The 19,123-nt window shown below is 51.8% G+C and carries 17 protein-coding genes and 1 tRNA gene; 5 read left to right on the top strand and 13 right to left on the bottom strand.

The window, feature by feature from the left end; translation table 11 throughout:
* The first annotated feature begins 18 nt into the window (after positions 1-18).
* Positions 19-156 (top strand): hypothetical protein, encoded by a 138-nt coding sequence (locus JTN23_RS06955; RefSeq protein WP_247233343.1) that lies wholly within the window; start codon positions 19-21, stop codon positions 154-156.
* Positions 157-596: 440 nt separating this feature from the next.
* On the opposite strand, the gene JTN23_RS06950 is transcribed toward JTN23_RS06955, so the two are convergent.
* Both JTN23_RS06950 and hflX read right to left on the bottom strand, forming a co-directional pair.
* Positions 597-668 (bottom strand) — tRNA-Arg (locus JTN23_RS06950).
* Between the two features lie 76 nt (positions 669-744).
* Positions 745-1,986 carry a GTPase HflX gene (gene hflX / locus JTN23_RS06945; RefSeq protein ID WP_247234104.1) on the bottom strand — a complete coding sequence of 414 codons (1,242 nt, stop codon included), beginning with the start codon at positions 1,984-1,986 and terminating at the stop codon, positions 745-747.
* A gap of 454 nt (positions 1,987-2,440) precedes the next feature.
* Between hflX and JTN23_RS06940 the strand changes: the two genes are divergently transcribed.
* On the top strand, positions 2,441-3,826 hold the full coding sequence (locus tag JTN23_RS06940) for an MATE family efflux transporter (protein ID WP_247233342.1): 1,386 nt from the start codon (positions 2,441-2,443) through the stop codon (positions 3,824-3,826).
* Between the two features lie 164 nt (positions 3,827-3,990).
* Positions 3,991-5,391: an MBL fold metallo-hydrolase gene (locus JTN23_RS06935; RefSeq protein ID WP_247233341.1), complete on the top strand. Its 1,401-nt coding sequence runs from the start codon at positions 3,991-3,993 to the stop codon at positions 5,389-5,391.
* A gap of 170 nt (positions 5,392-5,561) precedes the next feature.
* Here the strand turns inward: JTN23_RS06935 and JTN23_RS06930 are convergent, their stop codons facing one another.
* The 10 genes from JTN23_RS06930 to JTN23_RS06885 form a co-directional block, all read right to left on the bottom strand.
* A complete protein-coding gene (locus JTN23_RS06930) occupies positions 5,562-6,317 on the bottom strand; it encodes a class I SAM-dependent methyltransferase (protein WP_247233339.1) in 756 nt (251 codons plus the stop codon).
* Between the two features lie 84 nt (positions 6,318-6,401).
* Positions 6,402-7,427: a sensor histidine kinase gene (locus JTN23_RS06925; protein ID WP_247233337.1), complete on the bottom strand. Its 1,026-nt coding sequence runs from the start codon at positions 7,425-7,427 to the stop codon at positions 6,402-6,404.
* Positions 7,411-8,118, bottom strand: a complete 708-nt coding sequence (locus tag JTN23_RS06920; protein ID WP_247233336.1) for an ABC transporter ATP-binding protein — start codon at positions 8,116-8,118, stop codon at positions 7,411-7,413. The genes JTN23_RS06925 and JTN23_RS06920 overlap by 17 nt, the downstream gene beginning before the upstream one ends.
* Before the next feature lie 35 nt (positions 8,119-8,153).
* Positions 8,154-9,404 (bottom strand): ABC transporter permease, encoded by a 1,251-nt coding sequence (locus JTN23_RS06915; protein ID WP_247233335.1) that lies wholly within the window; start codon positions 9,402-9,404, stop codon positions 8,154-8,156.
* A gap of 63 nt (positions 9,405-9,467) precedes the next feature.
* A complete protein-coding gene (locus JTN23_RS06910) occupies positions 9,468-9,824 on the bottom strand; it encodes a GxxExxY protein (RefSeq protein ID WP_310586709.1) in 357 nt (118 codons plus the stop codon).
* A 45-nt stretch (positions 9,825-9,869) separates the two neighbouring features.
* Positions 9,870-10,964 (bottom strand): efflux RND transporter periplasmic adaptor subunit, encoded by a 1,095-nt coding sequence (locus JTN23_RS06905; protein ID WP_247233334.1) that lies wholly within the window; start codon positions 10,962-10,964, stop codon positions 9,870-9,872.
* Between the two features lie 99 nt (positions 10,965-11,063).
* The gene (locus JTN23_RS06900) at positions 11,064-12,365 is read right to left on the bottom strand and encodes a TolC family protein (protein ID WP_247233333.1); all 1,302 of its coding nucleotides are present in this window, start codon (positions 12,363-12,365) and stop codon (positions 11,064-11,066) included.
* Between the two features lie 102 nt (positions 12,366-12,467).
* Positions 12,468-13,037, bottom strand: a complete 570-nt coding sequence (locus JTN23_RS06895) for a Uma2 family endonuclease (protein ID WP_247233332.1) — start codon at positions 13,035-13,037, stop codon at positions 12,468-12,470.
* Between the two features lie 55 nt (positions 13,038-13,092).
* Positions 13,093-13,950, bottom strand: a complete 858-nt coding sequence (locus JTN23_RS06890; RefSeq protein WP_247233331.1) for a prephenate dehydrogenase — start codon at positions 13,948-13,950, stop codon at positions 13,093-13,095.
* A 210-nt stretch (positions 13,951-14,160) separates the two neighbouring features.
* The gene (locus JTN23_RS06885; RefSeq protein WP_247233329.1) at positions 14,161-15,324 is read right to left on the bottom strand and encodes a pyridoxal phosphate-dependent aminotransferase; all 1,164 of its coding nucleotides are present in this window, start codon (positions 15,322-15,324) and stop codon (positions 14,161-14,163) included.
* Between the two features lie 237 nt (positions 15,325-15,561).
* On the opposite strand from JTN23_RS06885, the gene JTN23_RS06880 reads away from it, so the two are divergent.
* Both JTN23_RS06880 and JTN23_RS06875 read left to right on the top strand, forming a co-directional pair.
* Positions 15,562-16,809 carry a DUF6786 family protein gene (locus tag JTN23_RS06880; RefSeq protein ID WP_247233328.1) on the top strand — a complete coding sequence of 416 codons (1,248 nt, stop codon included), beginning with the start codon at positions 15,562-15,564 and terminating at the stop codon, positions 16,807-16,809.
* 310 nt (positions 16,810-17,119) lie between these two features.
* Positions 17,120-17,698 carry a DUF4136 domain-containing protein gene (locus JTN23_RS06875; RefSeq protein ID WP_247233327.1) on the top strand — a complete coding sequence of 193 codons (579 nt, stop codon included), beginning with the start codon at positions 17,120-17,122 and terminating at the stop codon, positions 17,696-17,698.
* 91 nt (positions 17,699-17,789) lie between these two features.
* Here JTN23_RS06875 and JTN23_RS06870 read toward each other — a convergent pair whose 3' ends face one another.
* Positions 17,790-19,109 (bottom strand): porin, encoded by a 1,320-nt coding sequence (locus JTN23_RS06870; RefSeq protein ID WP_247233326.1) that lies wholly within the window; start codon positions 19,107-19,109, stop codon positions 17,790-17,792.
* Positions 19,110-19,123: the final 14 nt, after the last annotated feature.

The raw sequence follows: 19,123 nt of genomic DNA, 5'->3' as shown, positions 1-19,123 counted from the left end.
CCTTTTTCTGTATTAGCCATGCAACTTGTAGAAGAATCAACCTGGCGTCTGAAGATAGACGGCAAGCCGGCCATCAATGAGCTGGGTCTGCTGGAACAAAAGCTTGCGGATGCAAAAAAAGCCCATGGAAGTCTACAGGGCGGCACCAAGGAATAGACTCAATCTCAAAAGGAGATTAAGGCTCTAGAAGCCGAAATCAAACAAGTCTGGAAAACCATGACTTTTGCTTGGCCTGAACCCTTCCGTTCTTATCTGATTGACTGTCGCTATTGGTATTCCGGCAAAGACGCTACAAAGTATGATCTACAGCTATCCCTCCTGGGCTTCTGACCTAACCTACATGGTGTAGATATACGCTGATTTTAACGAAACCTGCTTCATGTATTCGAGAACCGCTAGACCATAAACAACCTAAGTAACAACTTCTGTTTAATACACTGCTCATGTGTTCGCTTCTCGGTGTCTACTTGTTGGTCTTACTTCTGATAAATAGCCCTTATCTAAACTTTCCTGCACAAAATGGCCCCATAATGGCCCCGTTAATACCAAAAATGCCCATAAGCCACTGGCTTACAGGCATCTATCAAGTTGTACTGTGACCCCGACGGGAATCGAACCCATATCTAAAGTTTAGGAAACTTCTATTCTATCCGTTGAACTACGGGGTCAGAAAGAAACGGTTTCCAGAGCATTGCCCGGAAACCGTGTGCGAATTTCTGAAATTTTCCTATTTATACCAAACCCTTATTCTTCCCAATCGAAGTCGGAGAGGCTGACGTTCTCCCAGTTGGGGTAGATGGTGAAGTGTTTTTCCTTCACGAGCTTGAAAATCAGGTCGCGGAGTTCTTCCATATTCTCCTTCTGCTCAGCCGATATAAACACTACGTGGTCGGCCTTGCGGGCAATGTAGCTCTTCTTGAGGCGTTCGATGAGCGTTTCGGCGGGTACCTGCTCTACCAGCGGCTCACCTGCTCCCTCCTCCTCGTCGTGCCAATACTCGTCTTCGGCAGGTTGCTGGTACAGATCAATCTTGTTAAAGACCAGGATGGTAGGCTTGTCGGCGGCACCAATATCGGCCAGGGTACTGTTAACTACTTCGATGTGCTCCTCAAAGGACGGGTGCGAGATATCCACTACGTGCAGCAGTACATCGGCCTCGCGTACCTCGTCCAGCGTCGATTTGAACGACTCGATCAGGGTAGTAGGCAGCTTCCGGATAAACCCTACTGTGTCGGTGAGCAGAAAAGGAATATTTTCCAACGTAACTTTCCGTACCGTAGAGTCCACCGTAGCGAAGAGCTTGTTCTCGGCAAATACGTCGGCCTTGGCCAGGCGGCGCATCAGCGTGGACTTACCCACGTTGGTATACCCTACCAGCGCTACGCGCACCAGGCGGTTACGCTCCTTGCGGCGCGTGATGCTCTGCCGGTCAAACTTCTCGAGCTTGTCCTTCAGGAAAGCAATCCGGTCCTGCACGATACGGCGGTCCGTTTCAAGTTCCTTTTCACCAGGTCCGCGCATCCCTACGCCCCCTTTCTGGCGGCTCAGGTGCGTCCACATACGGGTCAGACGCGGGTACATGTACTGATACTGCGCCAGCTCGACCTGGGTTTTGGCCTGGGCGGTCTGAGCACGCATCGCGAATATATTCAGGATCAGGAGGCCCCGGTCCAGTACTTTGATCTCTTTGAAGGTACCTTCGAGGTTACGCACCTGCGAGGGTGTCAGATCATCGTCAAAGATGATCATGTCCACGGGGTTAGCCGCGATAAAGGTCTGAATCTCTTCCAGCTTTCCTTTTCCTACGTAGGTACGGATATCAGGACGGTCGAGGTTCTGGGTAAAGGACTGGATGGTGTTAACGCCCAGCGTAGTAGCCAGGAACGCCAGTTCATCCAGATACTCCTGCGTTTTTTCCGCAGACTGCCGCTGGCTGCTTACCGCCACGAGTACGGCGGTTTCCTGCCGCTTGGCAGTTGATATCATTTTATCTTTATCTATCATTCAGTATGTGTTTTCTAGCAAAGGTTGCCGTAAAAAAAAGTTAATTGGGTCGGCTAAATATAACCAGCCAGAGGGGCCAAAAGTTCAGGTTATCCAGGCCTATATTTTAGTGGATTCCCAGCCTTTATCAGTCCCTGTTCCGGTAGTCTGACTATACTTGCTTTTACCCATACCAGCGGAGGCAGCCAGCAGGTACTACCATTCATACCTGCCTGCTACCTCTCCTCCTATTTTACCAAAATTTTATTCCTGATAATCAGCCACAGTCAAAAACTCTTTTTTACTTTTGTGAAAACGTCTACGCCCATGATTGTTCCAGCCCTGGCTTAATTCAGGCCAACTCTCTCCCTTTACAGGTTTATTTTTATAAGGAATCGCTGCGTCCCCGTTACGCTCCGGTGTCCCACTTTCCTATTCCTATTTGCACCTATTATCTATGAAAAAGTGGTTTAAGCTGCTTCGTATGGCCCTGGACGGGTCGGAGCAAACCTATACCAGCGGGAGTATCAACCGCGCTATATTTCTGTTATCGGTCCCCATGATCCTGGAGATGGTCATGGAGTCGCTCTTTGCGGTGGTGGACGTATTCTTTGTATCCAAAGTAAGTATTGAGGCTGTCGCTACCGTAGGCCTTACGGAGTCGGTGATTACGCTGGTGTACTCAGTAGCCATCGGACTGAGTATGGCTGCATCGGCCATGGTATCGCGCCGGGTGGGTGAGGGCAATCCCGAGCAGGCTGGTAGGGCCATCGGGCAGGTGATCCTGATCTCGCTGGTAGTATCGGTTGTGATGGGGCTGGTAGGCGTACTGTCGGCGGAGCATATCCTGCGGCTAATGGGCGCTTCGGAAGAGGTCATTGCGGTAGGTACCACCTTCGCCCGGATTGAGTTTTTGAGTAGTCCGGTGATCGTACTGCTGTATTCGCTGAGTGGCGCCCTGCGCGGAGCCGGAGCGGCCTCGGCAGCCATGCGCTCACTCTGGATCGCCAACGGCCTCAACATCGTACTGGATCCGCTCTTTATATTCGGCTGGGGCTTCTTCCCCGAAATGGGCGTAACGGGAGCCGCCATCGCTACCACCATCGGCCGTACCGTCGGGGTGGGCTATCAGCTGTACTACCTCTACAAAACTACCCGGGGTATTGCTATCAGCCGGGCCGACTTTACGCCTGATCGCCCGGTCATAGCGAGTATACTCAGTATCGCGGCCGGAGGAACGGGCCAGTTTCTGGTATCGTCGGCGAGCTGGATATTCCTGACGCGCATCCTGGCGGAGTTTGGTAGTGATGTCGTAGCTGGCTATACGATAGCCATACGGGTGATCATATTTACCCTGTTACCTTCCTGGGGAATGGCCAATGCCGCCTCTACCCTGGTAGGTCAGAACCTGGGCGCCAACCAGCCCGAGCGGGCCGAAACGTCGGTCTGGCGCTCGGCCTATATCAACATGGTATTCCTGGTGCTGGTGGCGCTCCTGTTCTATATAGAGGCCAGTACCATTATTGGCTGGTTCAACTCCACCCCGGCAGTAGTGGATACGGGCGTACGGGCGCTACGGGTGCTGTGTATGGGCTACGGCTTCTATGCCTTTGGGATGGTGATCATCCAGGCGCTCAACGGCGCCGGCGACACCCGCACCCCTACCCTGCTGAACCTGGTCTGCTTCTGGCTGGTGGAGATACCGCTGGCGTATATATTGGCGATTGGGCTGGATATGGGGCCGCTGGGCGTATTTATGTCAGTACCCATTGCGGAGTCGCTGCTGGCCCTGCTGGGGATATGGGTATTCCGGCGGGGTAAGTGGAAACTGGTACAGGTGTAAATCAGGACAAAGTACTGGTCCGCACAGAGAGAGTATTTATATCAAATGGAAGGGGAGGGAACCAGCAGGTACCTCCCTTTTTGTTGTATACCTGTCAAAAAACGGTTTAATAGCTATACCTTAGACCTGTTGTTCTCAACAAGCTACCTTACACTCATCACGTCATGAAAATTGAACAGATCTATACCGGCTGCCTGGCGCAGGGCGCCTACTTTATCCAGTCAGAAGGAGAAGCGGCGGTCATTGACCCTCTGCGCGAAGTAGCTCCTTACCTCGACAAAGCCAGCCGCGAAGGGGCTACCATCAAGTACGTATTCGAGACACACTTCCACGCCGATTTCGTGTCGGGCCACCTGGACCTGTCGCAGAAAACCGGCGCTCCCATTGTGTACGGTCCCCAGGCTAATCCTAGTTTTGAAGCGCATATAGCCCACAACGGAGAGGAGTTCAAGATAGGTAAGGTGACCATAAAGGCTATTCATACCCCCGGCCATACGATGGAGTCGACCTGCTACCTGCTTCTGGATGAAGGAGGCAAACCTACTGCGCTGTTTAGCGGGGACACCCTGTTTATCGGCGATGTAGGCCGCCCCGACCTGGCTCAGAAGAGCGACCTGACCATGCACGACCTGGCGGGCTACCTGTACGACAGCCTCCGCAGCAAGATCATGCCCCTGCCCGACGACGTAGTGGTATACCCAGCCCACGGAGCGGGATCGGCCTGCGGGAAGAACATGAGCAAGGAAACCTCCGACACGCTGGGCAACCAGAAGCAGACCAACTATGCCCTGCGAGCCGACATGACCCGGGAAGAGTTCATCAGCGAAGTAACAGATGGACTGCTGGCCCCGCCGCAGTACTTTCCGCAGAATGTCAGGATGAACCGGGAAGGCTACGACAGTATAGACGAGGTACTGGAACGGGGCGTACAGGCGCTGAGTCCAGAGGCATTTGAAGCGGCGGCCAACGAAACCGGAGCCCTGGTACTGGATACCCGTCCGGCGCAGGAGTTTGCCAAAGGATTTGTCCCTAATTCTATCAATATTGGTATTGATGGCAGCTTTGCTCCCTGGGTGGGCGCTCTTATCCCGGATCTGAAACAACCGCTGCTGATCATTACCCAACCCGGTCGGGAAGAGGAAGTCGTAACACGGCTGGCCCGCGTCGGCTATGACTATACGCTAGGGTACCTGGAGGGTAGTTTTGAAGCCTGGGAAAAGGCAGGTAAAGAAGTAGATACCATAGATTCCATCTCAGCGGAGCAACTGGCCGAGCAAATTAAGGAAGGGAATCTGACGGTAGTGGATGTACGCAAACCTACCGAGTACGAGGTCGAACACGTAGAAGGTGCCCTAAACCTGCCCCTCGACTCTATTAGCGAGCAAATGGCGGAGTATCCCAAAGACAAAACCTTATACCTGCACTGCGCCGGTGGCTACCGCTCCATGGTAGCGGCCTCCATCCTGAAGTCAAGGGGCTTTGATAAGGTATTGGATATACAGGGAGGCTTTGGTGCCCTGGCCAAAACAGACATTCCCCGTACCGTCTATGCAAAGGGTGAATGAGTGAGTGAGCGAATGAGTGATTTGGTAAAAGACTTAAAGGCGACCGCCGTGCGAAGGAAGGGAGAAAATAAAATATCATTTTGATTTGATCTTAATTCCTTTCTCCCTTCGACACTTTTCTTCTTTCCTCCTTTCTCCTCCTCCCGCTCTATCACTCAATCACCAATCACTCAATGATCCTTCACCGCCAGCAGGTATAGCTGTTCGTCGCCCAGGCGGAAAGGTTCGCCGTCGAGATCGGTAAAGGTTTCGGTAATGGTGAGGCCGGCTTGGCTGAATATGCGCTTCAGCTCAGCCAGGGAGTAGATATACTGTTGCACTACGTGAGTCAGGCGCTCGGTACCCTTCACGTACGTAAGCTCGGCTTCGATGCAACCCTGCAGGGGATCGTAGGTACTGTTCATCAGAAAGACCATCTCCTCTTCGCCTTCTCCTACCGGCATCCAGCTCCGATTTACAAAATGCGGCAGTACACTTTCGGCAACAAGTTCGGTATGGGATACAAAGCGGGCGCCCGGCTCCATCAGATCGGCGATGCGCTGTATAAAGGGTACCATCTGCTCGTAGGGAAAGAAGCTAAAGCTGTTGCCCATGCAGTAGGCCGCCTGAAACATCTTCCCTTCCAACGGTACGGTCAGGAAATCGCCGCACACCACTTCTACCGGCAGGCCTTCGGCCGTAGCCGCCTGGCTTAGCTCTTCGGAGTAGCCCTTTGCGATATCCACACTGGTGATATGATAGCCCCGCTCAGCCAAAGGCAGCGCGTGGCGGCCGTAGCCTCCAAATACATCCAGTACCCTACTTTCAGGTTCCAGTTCGAGTACATCCGCCAGGAAGTCTACCTCCCACTGCGTGTACTCTTCGTTCTGATTGAGCTTCCAGGCCTGCTGGGGCAAGCCTTCAAAAAATGTATGATACCAGGCCACAATTTATCCGTTAAAATTCAGCCGCGAAGGTAACCATTATTAGGATTAGGTTCAGAAAAACCTGGCAGCAAAGATGGTACTCAACTACCCCTCCACCGCCCAGGGAACCCGTACCGTAAACCGATCGGCCGACTCTTCGATCTGTACCTCCTCCTTGCTGAGGTAGTGGTACAGAGCCTGCAGATTCTTAAGACCATACCCATTGGAAGTATCTATCTGCCGCTTTTTCCAGACGGTATTCGTCACGACCAGCTGATCTTCGTTGGCACCGACCTCAATCTGCAACGGATGTTCCTGATTGATCACGTTGTGCTTGATGGCATTCTCAATCAGTACCTGCAACGTCACGGGTACGATGGGTCGTTCGTAGAGTTCATCGGGGATATGTATATCTACCCGCAGGGAGCCGTTGAAGCGGGCCTTCAGTAGCGAGATGTAATTATTCACAAACTCTACCTCAGTTTCCAGCGAGACCAGTCCTTTCTCCTGGCTCTGAAGTACGTAGCGGTACACCTTGGAAAGCTGGTGAACAAACTGCCGCGCCAGAGCAGGGTTTTCCTGAATGAGGGTATCCAGCGAGGCCAGGCTGTTGAACAGGAAGTGCGGATTGACCTGGTTGCGGAGGTTGTTGAACTGTACCTGTGCCTTTTCCTTTTCCAGATTGGCCGCCCGGACGGCATTCTCCTTCCAGCGCTTGAGAAAATGCATGGCAATGAATCCCGAATTCATGACCGTACTTCCGAAAAATGCAGTCAATCCGATGAATACGACATTGAGCTTATTAACGTAGGCAACAATGGAAGGTATTGCTAACACTAAAAAGAAGGCTCCCACCGGGATCAGGAAAAGCTTTAGAGCTCCCCAGCCTATCAGCAGCTGTACTACTACCCGCCGGCCTATGCCCTGATCAAAAGGCATGACCTGGTTGAGCTTATAGTCCAGCCAGTAGTAAAAGATCCAGATCAGATTCATGGAAATGAACTGGATAATGGCAAAAATGATATGGGTACCTACGCCCACTTCGGGAATTGCCCAAAAACGAGCAGCAAAGCCCAAAAGGGTGAAGAAGCCAAATATCAGCTCAACGTAAAGGTTAAATTTTAGCTTCATAGCCGTGTGAGATTATTTTTCCGTCCGACATCTCCATGATCCGGTCACCACCCGCGGCAAAGTCAGGATCGTGCGTAACGGTGATAATGGTCTGACCGTTGGTACGGGATATTTCCCTGAATATATCAAATACCATCTCCGAATTAGCCTTGTCCAGGTTGCCGGTAGGCTCATCGCCCATAATGATAGTAGGCTCGTTGATCAGCGCCCGGGCTATGGCTACCCGCTGCTGCTGCCCGCCCGATAGCTTGGACGAGGGCTTCAGAGCGTGCTCGTGCATATCTACCAGGCGCAGCTTCTGGTAAGCCCGCTCCTCCACTTCGCGGGCCGGAAACTTCCCCAGCTTCAGCCCCGGTAGCATGACGTTCTGTAATACCGAAAACTCCGGCAGCAGAAAGTGAAACTGGAAAACAAAGCCCAGATGCTCGTTGCGAAAGGCCGCCAGTTGGTCTTGACTCCGGCCGGTGAGCGGTTGCCCGTTTACTTCCAGAGTACCCTCATAGCTGGTATCCATGGTGGAGAGAATATAGAGCAGCGTAGACTTACCACAGCCGGACTTCCCGATGATGGACAGGAACTCGCCCTTCTGTACTTCGAAGCTGATGTCTTTCAGGACCTGAAACCTGACCGGCTCGGTAAAGTACTTATTTATATGAGTGGCTTTAAGGACAGCCGTTCTTTGAGAGTTCATGAGTTAAGAGTATATGAGTTTATCAGCGCGTTTTGTTACCCTCTCAGTATTTCTACCGGATCAATTTTGGCGGCTCGTTTGGAAGGGAAGTAGCCCGCCAGCAGCGTGGTGATGACGCCGAACAGGACACCCATGACGTAGTACTTCAGGTCAAACTTGACCGGGAAGGTATCAATGGCCAGAAAGTCGCCGGCATTGAAAGGCGTAATGGAGAGCAGATAACTAAGGCTGAAGCCAATCATTACGCCCAGCACCGCTCCCAGAAAGCCAATGATGATGGACTGAATCATGAAGATGGCGATCACGTCTTTGCCACCAAAGCCGGTTGCTTTCAGGATGGCAATGTCTTTGATCTTGTTCATGACGTTCATGTTCATGATGTTGTAGATTCCGAAACCCGCCACTACCAGCAGCGTAAATGACACTACGAAGGTCATAACGCCCCGAATTTTTTCGCCAGCCAGAATGGCTTGGTTGGCCGTAGCCCAGTCCTCCACCTTATAGTCGTACTGCCGGGCCAGTTGCTGCCCGAACGGAATGGCCTGCATGGGGTCTTTCATCTTGATGTGCAGGTCGGTGATGTAGTTGGCATCTTTCTGGATTAGTTCCTGTACCTTGGCCTGGTTGACGTAGCCCCGGGCGTCGTCCACGGTTTGGATACCGAAGCTGAACACACCCACTACCCGCAACAGCGCGGTACCGCCCGTCGAGGAGGTCACATTGACCTTATCACCTACTTTGAGGTTGAGCTTGCGGGCCAGGAGCCGACCCAGGATCACGCCATTGGAATTGGACTGCAGATCTTCAATGGTACCTGACTTCATCCGCTTGCTGAGGCGGTAGAGTTTCTCCTCGCGCTGGACGTCTACCCCGGCCAGCGTGCCCGGCACGGGTACCGAACCTACGTTGAAAAACACCTGCGTACTTACCTGCGGCGATACGCCCAGTACCTCCGGTTGCTGCTCGATATGCCGCGCTATGACCAGGCCATTCTTGATGCGGGCCAGCTCCTGCTTGGGCTTCTGGTGGTGTACTACGTTGAAGCCGTCGGGGTTGATGGTCTGGATAATGCTGGGACGGTCGGAGGTAATCTGCTTGTAGATGCGTACGTGCGGCGAAGCATCCAGAGCGGAGTCTTCCAGGAACTGATTGACGCCCTGCATAAAGCTGATCATGACGATGAACATGGCGATCCCGAAGGTGACGCCTAACATGGCCACCATGGTCTGCTTCTTCTTGGTCAGCAAGTGCGTCTGCGCGATGTTATAGGCGATTTTTAAATTCATATTTAAGGAAGTTTTTTCTACCACAGAGGTCAAAAGAGTTATGGCACAGAGTTACAGGAGTTTTTAGAGGGCTAATCTTTTGATGCCGTTTTTCAGGCTTGTCACATTGAAGTTGAGTAGCAGCCCTACCTTTGAATTACTCAATCGCATATAGGTAAGTACCTGAGCAATATGTACATCATGGATTGCATCAATCGCTTTAAGCTCTACTACCAGCTGGTTTTCAACAAACAGGTCAATCCTATATCCGCAGTCGAGCTTTACCTCTTTGAACACTAGGGGCATTGGTTTTTCCTTCTCTACATAAATACCTCGCAGAGTAAGTTCATAAAAGAGACATTTTTTATAAGCACTCTCCAGCAATCCGGGACCTAATGCAGTATGTACCTCAAAGGCACAGTTTAGTACCTTATGCGTCACTTCATTTACATCAATTCTTTTACTCTTTTAACTCTGTGGTAAAACTTAAATAGGCTTAAGAATAACACTCGTTTCCGTCAAGCCACTCTTCACCTCCACCAGGTCCAGGTTTTCGGCGCCTTTGCTGATTTGGATCTTTTTCTTTTCACCACTCTCCTGTACCCATAGGCTATCACCGCCTACTATGTATGATTTGGGTACTGTCAGAGCGCGGGGATTCTGGCTGATAATGATGTTGACCTCTACGGTTAGCCCATAGTACCCTTCAGGTGCCTCACCTTCAAACTCCGCATCTACCCGGAACGACTGGTCCACGCGGTTGAGCTTGGGGTAGATCTTGGAGACGCGGGCTTTATATACCTTCTGATTGAAGGCATCGACTTTGATGAGTACCTCCTGCCCTACTTTCACCTTCGTAAAGTCACTCTCATCCACCGCCATTTGTACGTAGGTACTGTTGCCGCTCCCGATCAGAGCCACGGCTTCGGTTCGGCGTACCAGCTCGCCCGGCTTTTTGTACACTTCATATACTTTACCGCTACCGTAGCTACGCAGACGGTAGTTGCTGGCATCAACGGAGGAAACACGGTACTGGCTGCGGGCATTCTGCAGGTCAACGTACAGTTGGTTGCGGGTGCGCTGTAGAGACTGCTGGCGTGCCGCCAGTTCGTTCCGGCTGGTGCGGTAGGCCAGCTCGGCGCGTTCAAACTCGGCCCGTGAAGTGGCGTTCCGTTCGTAAAGGCCCCTCAGACGAAAGTAGTTGACCGAGTCATTCTCCAACCGAGTACGGGTGGTACGTAGCTGCGCTTCCAGCTCACTAAGTACGGGAGAGTTCTGCGCCAGGTTCGCCTCCGTCTGACGATAGATGTTTGCCGCTGCCTGTGAGCGGGCATCGGTAGCCGCACTTGCCAGCACGAACAGGAGCTGGTTGTTACTTACGCTGTCGCCTTCGTTGACCAGCTGCTGGGTAAGTACCCCATCGGCCTCGGCAAAGAGCTTGTACTCATTCTGCGGGTATACGTTGCCCGAAGCATACACCGCCTCGGTTAGCTCTTTGTAAGTAGGAGTAGTGCCTTCTTCGCTTGATTTGCAGCTCATAAAGGTGAGCGCAAGCAGGGCCGGGATGTATGTAGATTTCATGGTAAGTAGGTGTTAGCTATAAGGGATTAGCCGTTAGCTTCACATTGGTTAAAGTAATGTTCATTAATATTCAATCTTCCATCGAAAAGTATCCTGCTGCTAGGGCCGGGTGCGCAGAAGTCCGCCGTAGATCATGGCATCGGCCAGGGTACGGAGGTAGCGGTTCTGGGTCTGCAGCGACTCGTTGAATACCGTCAGGTACTGATCGTAGGTGTAGGTACCAGCCTGGTACTTGAGCAGGGCCAAGTCCAGGTTCTGAGTTGACAGGTCCAGATTTTCGCGGCTCAGGGCCAGCGACCGACGAGCCTGCGCAAAGGAAGTTTGCCACTCCTCATCCTGGGCCAGTTGCCGGCGGCGTTCGGCCTCCATCTCGGTCCGGGCTATGTCGGCTCGTATTTTAGCGCGGGCTATATTGAGCAACCTAATCCCCCCGTTGTAAATGGGTACATCCAGCCGGATGCCTACTACTCCGATGCTGAACCAGGGCTTTTCAAAATCCAGAAAATTAAATTCCCGGCGCTGGGCCTGAGCTGAGTAGCGGCCATATAAGGATAGCTGCGGAAGCCGGGTTGCCTGTTCCCGCTGAATAGCTGCCTGAAAATAGTTGAGCTGGCTGGCCTTCAGACGGATCTGGGGGTAGTCGTCAGGGGTAGTGGCTGCGGGTAGTTCCTCGTTTACGGCCCAGCCTTTGGCGGCATCAGCCGGTACTAGTACCTCCTGCCCTACCAGCAGGTTTAGTTGTCGGAGGTTATTGGTATAGGCCAGCCGGTTCTGTTCCAGTTGGTCGGCCAGCGACAGGCGGGTACTTTGGGTACGGTTCAGGTCGAGCTGCTCGGTAACACCTGCGTTGTAACGCTCGCGCGCCAGTATCAGCAACGTATCGGCATTACGCAGATTCACCTCCGAGATCTGCATGGCCTCCCGTGCCAGGGCCGTCAGGTAGTAAGCCCGTACCACCTGCGTAGCCAGCTGATCCTGCTGGGCGGCTACCTGGGCTTCGGCCACCTGCTGGTTCAGGTCCGCTAGGCGGATGTCGTGCGAAAGCGTCGGGTTGAGCAACCCATAGTTGGCCTCCAGTCCGGCGGTCAGGTTATAGGGTACTCCAAACTGCAGCCGCTGGTACTCCCCCGGCCTTCCTCCCAGAAACTCGGCGGGAACCAGTTGTACTGGCAAGGCATAGTTATAATCCAGTGAACTGGTAGCACGTAGCGTAGGCAAGCGTCCCGCCTTGGCTACATCTACCGCTCCGGCTTGCCATTGGGCAGTCTGGCGGGCCGCCTGCAGGTCCGGGTTGTGCCGACGGGCCAGCGTTAGGGCCTCCTCTACGTTGTGCAAAATGGTCTGGGCGTGAGCGGCACTTCCCCCTATCAGCAGGCATCCAATAAGCAGGTACTTTTTCATGAGTATATAAAAATTCCGGTTTCGTGCTTCAAAGGTCAGGGGAAGCTACGAAACCGGAAAACTTATATACACGAAGCGGAAGAAAATTACCGCGAAGCAGAATCAATATCGTATCTCTATCTCTAAGCCCGGCAGTACATCTTCACCTGACAGCCTTACCGGCTCATTACGCACTATTTCAGGGGAGTTGTGCCTGCGGTAGATGTAGACAGCATTGCCGGGCCGGTCAATAAGCCAGCCGAGTCGGCAGCCATTTGCCTGATACGCCTCCATCTTAGCCTGCAGATCGGCCAAACTATCACTAAGAGAGCGTACTTCAACTATAAAGTCAGGACAGAGTGGAGCAAATTTCTGACGTTCTTTTTCCGTCAGGCTTTCCCAACGATCTTTGGCAATCCAGGACACATCCGGTGAACGTACCGCGCCATCAGGTAGCGTAAAGCCTGCGGAGGAATCGAATACATAGCCCAGGCCCGTCTGGCGGTTCCAATACCAGAGTTGTCCGTTTATATCAGCATTAAAATGTCCTGTATCTGCTCCGGTAGGCGCCATAACGATTATATTTCCATGTCGATCGCGCTCCATGCGTAGCTCTGAATTGGCCTGGCATAGATCAAAAAACAGCTCGTCCGTCAGCCCTTCCACCGTTTTAATCCTGAATCCATTTTCCATAGCAGCCTTATGATTATCTACTAAATGTAACGAAAAAAACGGTACCTGCTGTTTGCTACTTCTTCTCAATTCCCCCCAGCACCCGCCCTATGTCGTTGGCACGGGCCATAAAGCGGAGACTGGCTTCCAGGTCTTTACTGTCGATAGCTTCCTTGAAGCGTTTCAGGAATTCAATGTAGTCGCCCAGAGCTTTGGATACATTGGCTTTGTTCTGATCGAAGATGGGTGCCCACATCTGGGGTGAACTCTTAGCCAGGCGTACCGTAGAGGAAAAACCGGTACTCGCCATATCAAAAATGGCTTTTTCATCTTCTTCTTTCTCGAGCACCGTCAACCCCAGCGCAAAAGAACTGATGTGGCTCAGGTGCGATACGTAGGCCAAGTGCAGGTCGTGTTCGGTAGGGGTCATGTAATGGATCTTCATGCCTACATCGCGCAGCAGGGCTTCTACCAGTGCTACCGCGTCAGGATTACTTTTCTCACGGTCGCAGACAATGACGTTCTTACCCGGCAGCAACTCCCGGAAGGCCGCTCCCGGACCAGAGTTTTCGGTACCGGCCATGGGATGTACCGCTACAAACTGCGCCCGGCGCGGGTGCACATCAGCTACGTTGCATATCAGTTCCTTGGTTGAGCCCAGATCCATCACCGTACTACCATCGGGCAGGCGGTCGAGGAGTACGGGCAGCAGGTGCATGATGGTATCGACGGGCGTAGCCAGCACATTGAGGTCAGACACCTGCAGGGCCTCCTCAAGAGGCATTATCTCGTCCACAATACCTTTGGCGAGAGCGATCTTCTGGTTCACCTCCGACTTGTCCACCCCCACAAACTTCATGTTGGGATACTTCTCACGAAGGGCCAGCGCAAACGAACCACCCAATAACCCTACTCCTATTATACTTACTATCATTTTTAAGGCTTTATGCAGTATGCTATAAGCTATATGCTTTTATGTCAGAATTAGGTTGCGATTTCAAGCTACCCTTTTACATCCTTTTGGCAGAGAGGACCATATGGTACGCTAATCCAAAAGATATTCAGCGCCTAAGCGGCACGACGCCAAGAACTAGCCCTGTTTTTATTCACTCAATCACAAATCTCCGCAGCGGCGGCCGCTCAATCACTCATTGATTCTAATCCTCTCCACCGCTTCCCAGAGGCGCTCTTTGGGGGTACAGAGAGACAGGCGGATGTAGCGCTGGCCTTTAGGGCCGAAGATAAAGCCCGGGGCAATGAAGACATGCTTTTGGTACAGCAGCTCATCTACCAGCTTTTCGGCCGATTTGACGGACTCAGGTAGCTTACCCCAGAAAAACATTCCCTCCTGCTTCGGATCCCAGGTACAACCCAGAGCCGCCAGAAAGGCCTCGGCCGCTTCCAGTCGTCCCTGGTACACCGCATTTCGCTCACGGTGCCACTCGTCGGTATTCGCTAACGCAGTAGCGGCAGCTTCCTGCAGCGCCCAGAACATGCCGGAGTCTACGTTACTCTTGATCTTAAGTATGGCGTCCAAGTAAGGCTTCGCTCCTGATAACCAGCCCAGGCGCCAGCCGGCCATGTTGTGCGACTTGCTCATGGAGTTCAGCTCGATAGCTACCTCTTTGGCTCCCTCTATTGATAGCAGGCTGATGGGTGATTTCTTATTCAGCACCAGGCTGTAGGGGTTGTCGTGGCACAGTAGTACACGATGCTCCTTCGCAAAGGCGACCGCCTCCTCAAACAGCTCCCGGGTAGCGGGAGCACCTGTGGGCATGTGGGGGTAGTTGAGCCAGAGAAGCTTGGTACGTGGTGTCACCAGTTCACCCATGGCTTTCCAGTCGGGTTGCCATCCCTCCTCTTCGCGCAAGGGGTATTCTTTGACTTTGGCACCTACCATCTGGCTCACGGCGCGGTAGGCCGGGTATCCCAGCTCGGGTACCAGCACCTCATCGTCCGGATCAAGGAAAGTAAGTGATATATGTGTTATGCCCTCTTTGGAACCAATAAGAGGTAGTACTTCAGAGTTAGGGTCCAGCGTCACAGTATAGGTACGCTGGTAGTAGTCGGCAACGGCTTTACGAAAGGTGGGGGTACCGGTATAAGGCTGATACCCGTGCGCCTGTGGCTTATGCGAGGCTTCGGTCAGGGCCTCAATGGTCTCATCCGAAGGCATCATATCTGGATTACCGATGCCAAGATTAATTACGTCATGTCCTTCGGCCACCAGTTTCCGTACCTCGGCCAGTTTCACAGAAAAGTAGTACTCGGAGGTCTGACGCGTACGTTGCGCAGTTTCTACTATCATTACTTAAAAATCAAAGGATTATAACCCGCTAAAATAGCTGAAAAAGAGGAAGTATGTATCTGCCTTTTTGCCTATTCAGCGCGTGCTTTAAAATAGTCGGCAAGTTAGCGAAATAATGTTTGAAAATGAGCCTCCGGTACTCCGCCTACCTACTTAAAAAGGCCTTACATCATCCCTGCTATTATATATAGCCTTTGTGCTGCTTTTAGTAGTATAGCTCTATACTAACAGGAATGTATGATAAAAGCTTTCCTCCCTACTATGGCGGTAGCGGTACTTATAAGTACACTTGCCTGCCAACACCAGAACAACACCGCAAACTCCTCCACGAAACAGGACACAACCACCATGGAAGGTACCTTTGGCTACGATGTAGATTTTCTGAAAAAGCAGAAAGAAGTGATACTCTTACAAGCCCCGGACAATCCGATGGCACAGGCTGTACTGGTACCCGACTACCAGGGGCGCGTTATGACCAGCACGGCCGGTGGTACCGACGGAGGCAGCTACGGCTGGCTCAACTACGCCCACATCAGCAGCGGCAAGCATACCCCGCACATGAATGCCTACGGGGGTGAAGAGCGATTCTGGCTGTCGCCGGAGGGAGGGCAGTATTCGGTATACTTTGAAAAAGGGAAAGCCTTCACCTTTGATAACTGGCAGACCCCACCCCTGATCGATAGCGAACCCTTTGAGGTAGTTCAATCCAATGCTTCCTCTGCTCTATTCAGAAAGAGCGCGCAGCTGGATAACTACAGCGGGACCCGTTTTACGTTTGACATCGAACGTCAAATAAGTATGCTGGACAAAGGTACTATCCAGGACAGACTGGGTATTACGCTGCCCGATCAGGTTAAGTCCGTGGCGTATGAATCCAGGAACACGCTCATCAACCGGGGCGACGACTGGACTAAGGAAAAAGGGGTACTGGGTATCTGGATAATGGGGATGTTCAAACCCACGGAGAAAACAACCATTATCGCTCCCATTGACAAGCAGCGCTCAGTCCAACTACTCCTGACCGACAACTACTTCGGCAAGATACCCGGCGAACGCCTTCGCGTGACCGATACCGCGGTATTACTGAACGCCGATGGAAAGTACCGCAGCAAAATAGGGCTGGCACCCCAGTCGGCCCGGCCGGTAGCCGGCAGCTACGATGCCGAAAAAGGTATACTGACCGTGGTACAGTATGATCTCAATCCGGAGGGAGACTACCTGAAGTCGAGTTGGGAGATTCATCAGGAGCCTTACCAGGGTGATGCCCTCAATGCTTACAACGACGGGCCACTGGAAGATGGCTCGCAGATGGGCCCCTTCTATGAACTCGAATCTAACTCCTCCGTGAAGGCTTTGAAGAAAGGAGAAAGCCTGGTCCACCGCCACCGCACCTTTCATTTTGAAGGAGACAAAAAACTACTCGCTGATATAGCCACTAAGGTACTGGGCGTGGATCTGTCCACGCTTGAAGGCAACTCAAAATAGCCATTCGTTAGAACCTGAGGGAGAACTGTATCACCATCTGGTATAAGTAGAAGACCCTAATCTGCTAGTGTGAAAAGAAAGGCTCTCATCTGTAAGTAATTCCAACTATAAGACCCAAAGTCAGCTCCTGAATACATCTACAGATTAGATACTGAAAAACTTTCCGAAAATGGCCATAGCAGCTTGTAAAGAGCTGACAAAATTGCAGTTAAGAAATGGTTAGTATACTAATGGAATGGTTTTTTGAGTTAATACTATGTGTGTCTTAATACACACTAGCCAGACTGTTTACAAACTAAAAATAAGATCCATGAAAATGATAAGTAAAATAGCAGCCTACTTAATGGTAGCGATGGTGGGGGCGGTAACAGTAGCCTGTAGTCCCTCTTTTCAGGTACAGCATGATTATGATACCGCGGTAAATCTGCGTCAGTTCAAGACCTTCCGGGTAGAAGCTGAGAAAGATATTCAGCAGGACCCTCTACTAGGTAGCGAACTCAACAGAAGACGCCTAAGCGATGCCATTACTGAAGTAATGCAAAGCAAAGGGTATGTACTGGACCAGAACAATCCGGATATCGTACTGCGGTACCTAACTGACGTAAAAGATCGTCAGCAGGTTAGATCCAACAATAACATGGGCCCTTACTGGTGGTGGTATGGTCCTATGAACAACAACATCTCTACCTACAACTATCAGGAAGGTCGCTTTATTCTGAACATTTATCAGAATCAGGCCAAGGATAAAATGATTTGGCAGGGATGGGCATCCGGACGAGTAAAGCCTGCAAATAAGCGTGATGACCGTCAGGCTATGGTCAAAGATATCATCATAGATATTCTTCGTCCGTTCCCGGGAGCTACCGCTGATACTTACACTACCCGATAATTAGGTAGGTAGATCCAGTTGCTGATAAAACAGATATGCGCCCTGATAGCAATATTGCTGTCAGGGCGCTTTTTTTATGTACTGCCTCCTGTCAGAAGCTATACTGTACCCGCATTGTAAATATGTTGTCCCTCAGGTCCTGACGGTAGCCTTCCAGTGCAGTCTTTTCATTTTTTACTATATCATAGTATAGCAGAAAGCGAAGGTTGTCTGTAGCGTAGTAGTTGTATCCCATGCCTAATGTACGAAAGGCCACATCGGCCCCCGTATACCCCTCTCCAATCCCACTGCCCGCTACACCGGTGTTGGGGTCGTACCAGTCGTACTTAAGTACCAACTGGTGCTCGGGTCTAAACAAAGTCTGCAGGAAGTAAAAATAAGCACCATTAAAGGGCCGAATAAACAGCGGAGCCCGTTGGCCGTTGTTAAGTTCCGGAATTTCACCGGGGGTTTCGGAGGTAGTTCGGGTGGATGTCTGGGTGCCTGATATGTATTCAGCCCGGAACTCGGTACCGGCTCTTTCGGACAGAAATTTGATCTGTATATCGCCTCCGTAGTAATGGCGGGGGGCAATCTTACCAATGTTGGCCGGGGAAGTATCAAGCCGGTAGCCGCCCCTCTCCATCCGGTAGATTTCGTTGGTAAACTGCTCCATACCTCCGTATAAAACTGAAGTACCCGCCGATACCACCACTTTAGGCCATACCAGCCTTGGTTTCAGCATCACTCTCCCGATCAGGTCCTTGTGGCTGTCGAAGTCGGTCGTAGCCGTCAGTCCCTGTCCGTTAAATACCCCCAGATCCACCCGCAGGAAATCCAGCGGATGATCATCCTCCTGAGCTTCGAAGGAGACTCTGGCTCCCAGGTCACGCTCGGTCCGCATCAGGATCTGTGACATGCGCCCCCGCTCCGGCGACTCGCGGCTGGCCGAACTCAGATTGACTTCATAGCCAAAGGGACGCGGAAATATACCCGTGGTGAAATTAAGGAGCCCCCACTTGTTCTCGTAGAACTGCCCAAAAAAGTCTCTGATAAAGACGCCCCGCTCCGTACCGTCAAACTGAAAAACAAAAAAAACGGTCTGCTGTCCCTTCTTGTTGAAGTGTGAGTAGTCAAAACGTATCCGCCCCCGCCGGATCATGAACCGGTTGTTGACCCCTTCCGGAAAGTCACCTCCGTTATAACTAGGGGCTCCTTTGGACTGAGCTATCTGGAATTGCGGCTGAATATAGCCACTAAACCGCAGCCGGTCGCTTTGTTTATAGATAGCAAAAAGAGCAGACTGATGCTTGGTAGTATCCGTAAAGTCATCCATAATAAACTGCGCTGAGCTATTCTGGATCAGTAAACTACTTCCCAGAAAGCCCAGCGCAACTATCCTGCCTAAGTACTTTAAAATACTAAGCTTCATTAGTATATGTTTTC

The organism is Telluribacter roseus, from assembly GCF_017355915.2.
In the GTDB taxonomy this organism is placed as follows: Bacteria; Bacteroidota; Bacteroidia; order Cytophagales; family Spirosomataceae; genus Telluribacter.
This window is presented reverse-complemented; position numbering and strand designations above follow the sequence as displayed.

Bases quoted from the DNA above. Each gene is read 5' to 3' on its own strand.
- JTN23_RS06925 (WP_247233337.1), bottom strand. From the start codon at position 7,427: ATGAAGCTAAAATTTAACCTTTACGTTGAGCTGATATTTGGCTTCTTC.
- JTN23_RS06920 (WP_247233336.1), bottom strand. From the start codon at position 8,118: ATGAACTCTCAAAGAACGGCTGTCCTTAAAGCCACTCATATAAATAAG.
- JTN23_RS06870 (WP_247233326.1), bottom strand. From the start codon at position 19,109: ATGAAGCTTAGTATTTTAAAGTACTTAGGCAGGATAGTTGCGCTGGGC.
- JTN23_RS06880 (WP_247233328.1), top strand. From the start codon at position 15,562: ATGATAAAAGCTTTCCTCCCTACTATGGCGGTAGCGGTACTTATAAGT.
- hflX (WP_247234104.1), bottom strand. From the start codon at position 1,986: ATGATATCAACTGCCAAGCGGCAGGAAACCGCCGTACTCGTGGCGGTA.
- JTN23_RS06955 (WP_247233343.1), top strand. From the start codon at position 19: ATGCAACTTGTAGAAGAATCAACCTGGCGTCTGAAGATAGACGGCAAG.
- JTN23_RS06875 (WP_247233327.1), top strand. From the start codon at position 17,120: ATGAAAATGATAAGTAAAATAGCAGCCTACTTAATGGTAGCGATGGTG.
- JTN23_RS06935 (WP_247233341.1), top strand. From the start codon at position 3,991: ATGAAAATTGAACAGATCTATACCGGCTGCCTGGCGCAGGGCGCCTAC.
- JTN23_RS06905 (WP_247233334.1), bottom strand. From the start codon at position 10,964: ATGAAATCTACATACATCCCGGCCCTGCTTGCGCTCACCTTTATGAGC.
- JTN23_RS06915 (WP_247233335.1), bottom strand. From the start codon at position 9,404: ATGAATTTAAAAATCGCCTATAACATCGCGCAGACGCACTTGCTGACC.
- JTN23_RS06900 (WP_247233333.1), bottom strand. From the start codon at position 12,365: ATGAAAAAGTACCTGCTTATTGGATGCCTGCTGATAGGGGGAAGTGCC.
- JTN23_RS06890 (WP_247233331.1), bottom strand. From the start codon at position 13,950: ATGATAGTAAGTATAATAGGAGTAGGGTTATTGGGTGGTTCGTTTGCG.
- JTN23_RS06885 (WP_247233329.1), bottom strand. From the start codon at position 15,324: ATGATAGTAGAAACTGCGCAACGTACGCGTCAGACCTCCGAGTACTAC.
- JTN23_RS06940 (WP_247233342.1), top strand. From the start codon at position 2,441: ATGAAAAAGTGGTTTAAGCTGCTTCGTATGGCCCTGGACGGGTCGGAG.
- JTN23_RS06895 (WP_247233332.1), bottom strand. From the start codon at position 13,037: ATGGAAAATGGATTCAGGATTAAAACGGTGGAAGGGCTGACGGACGAG.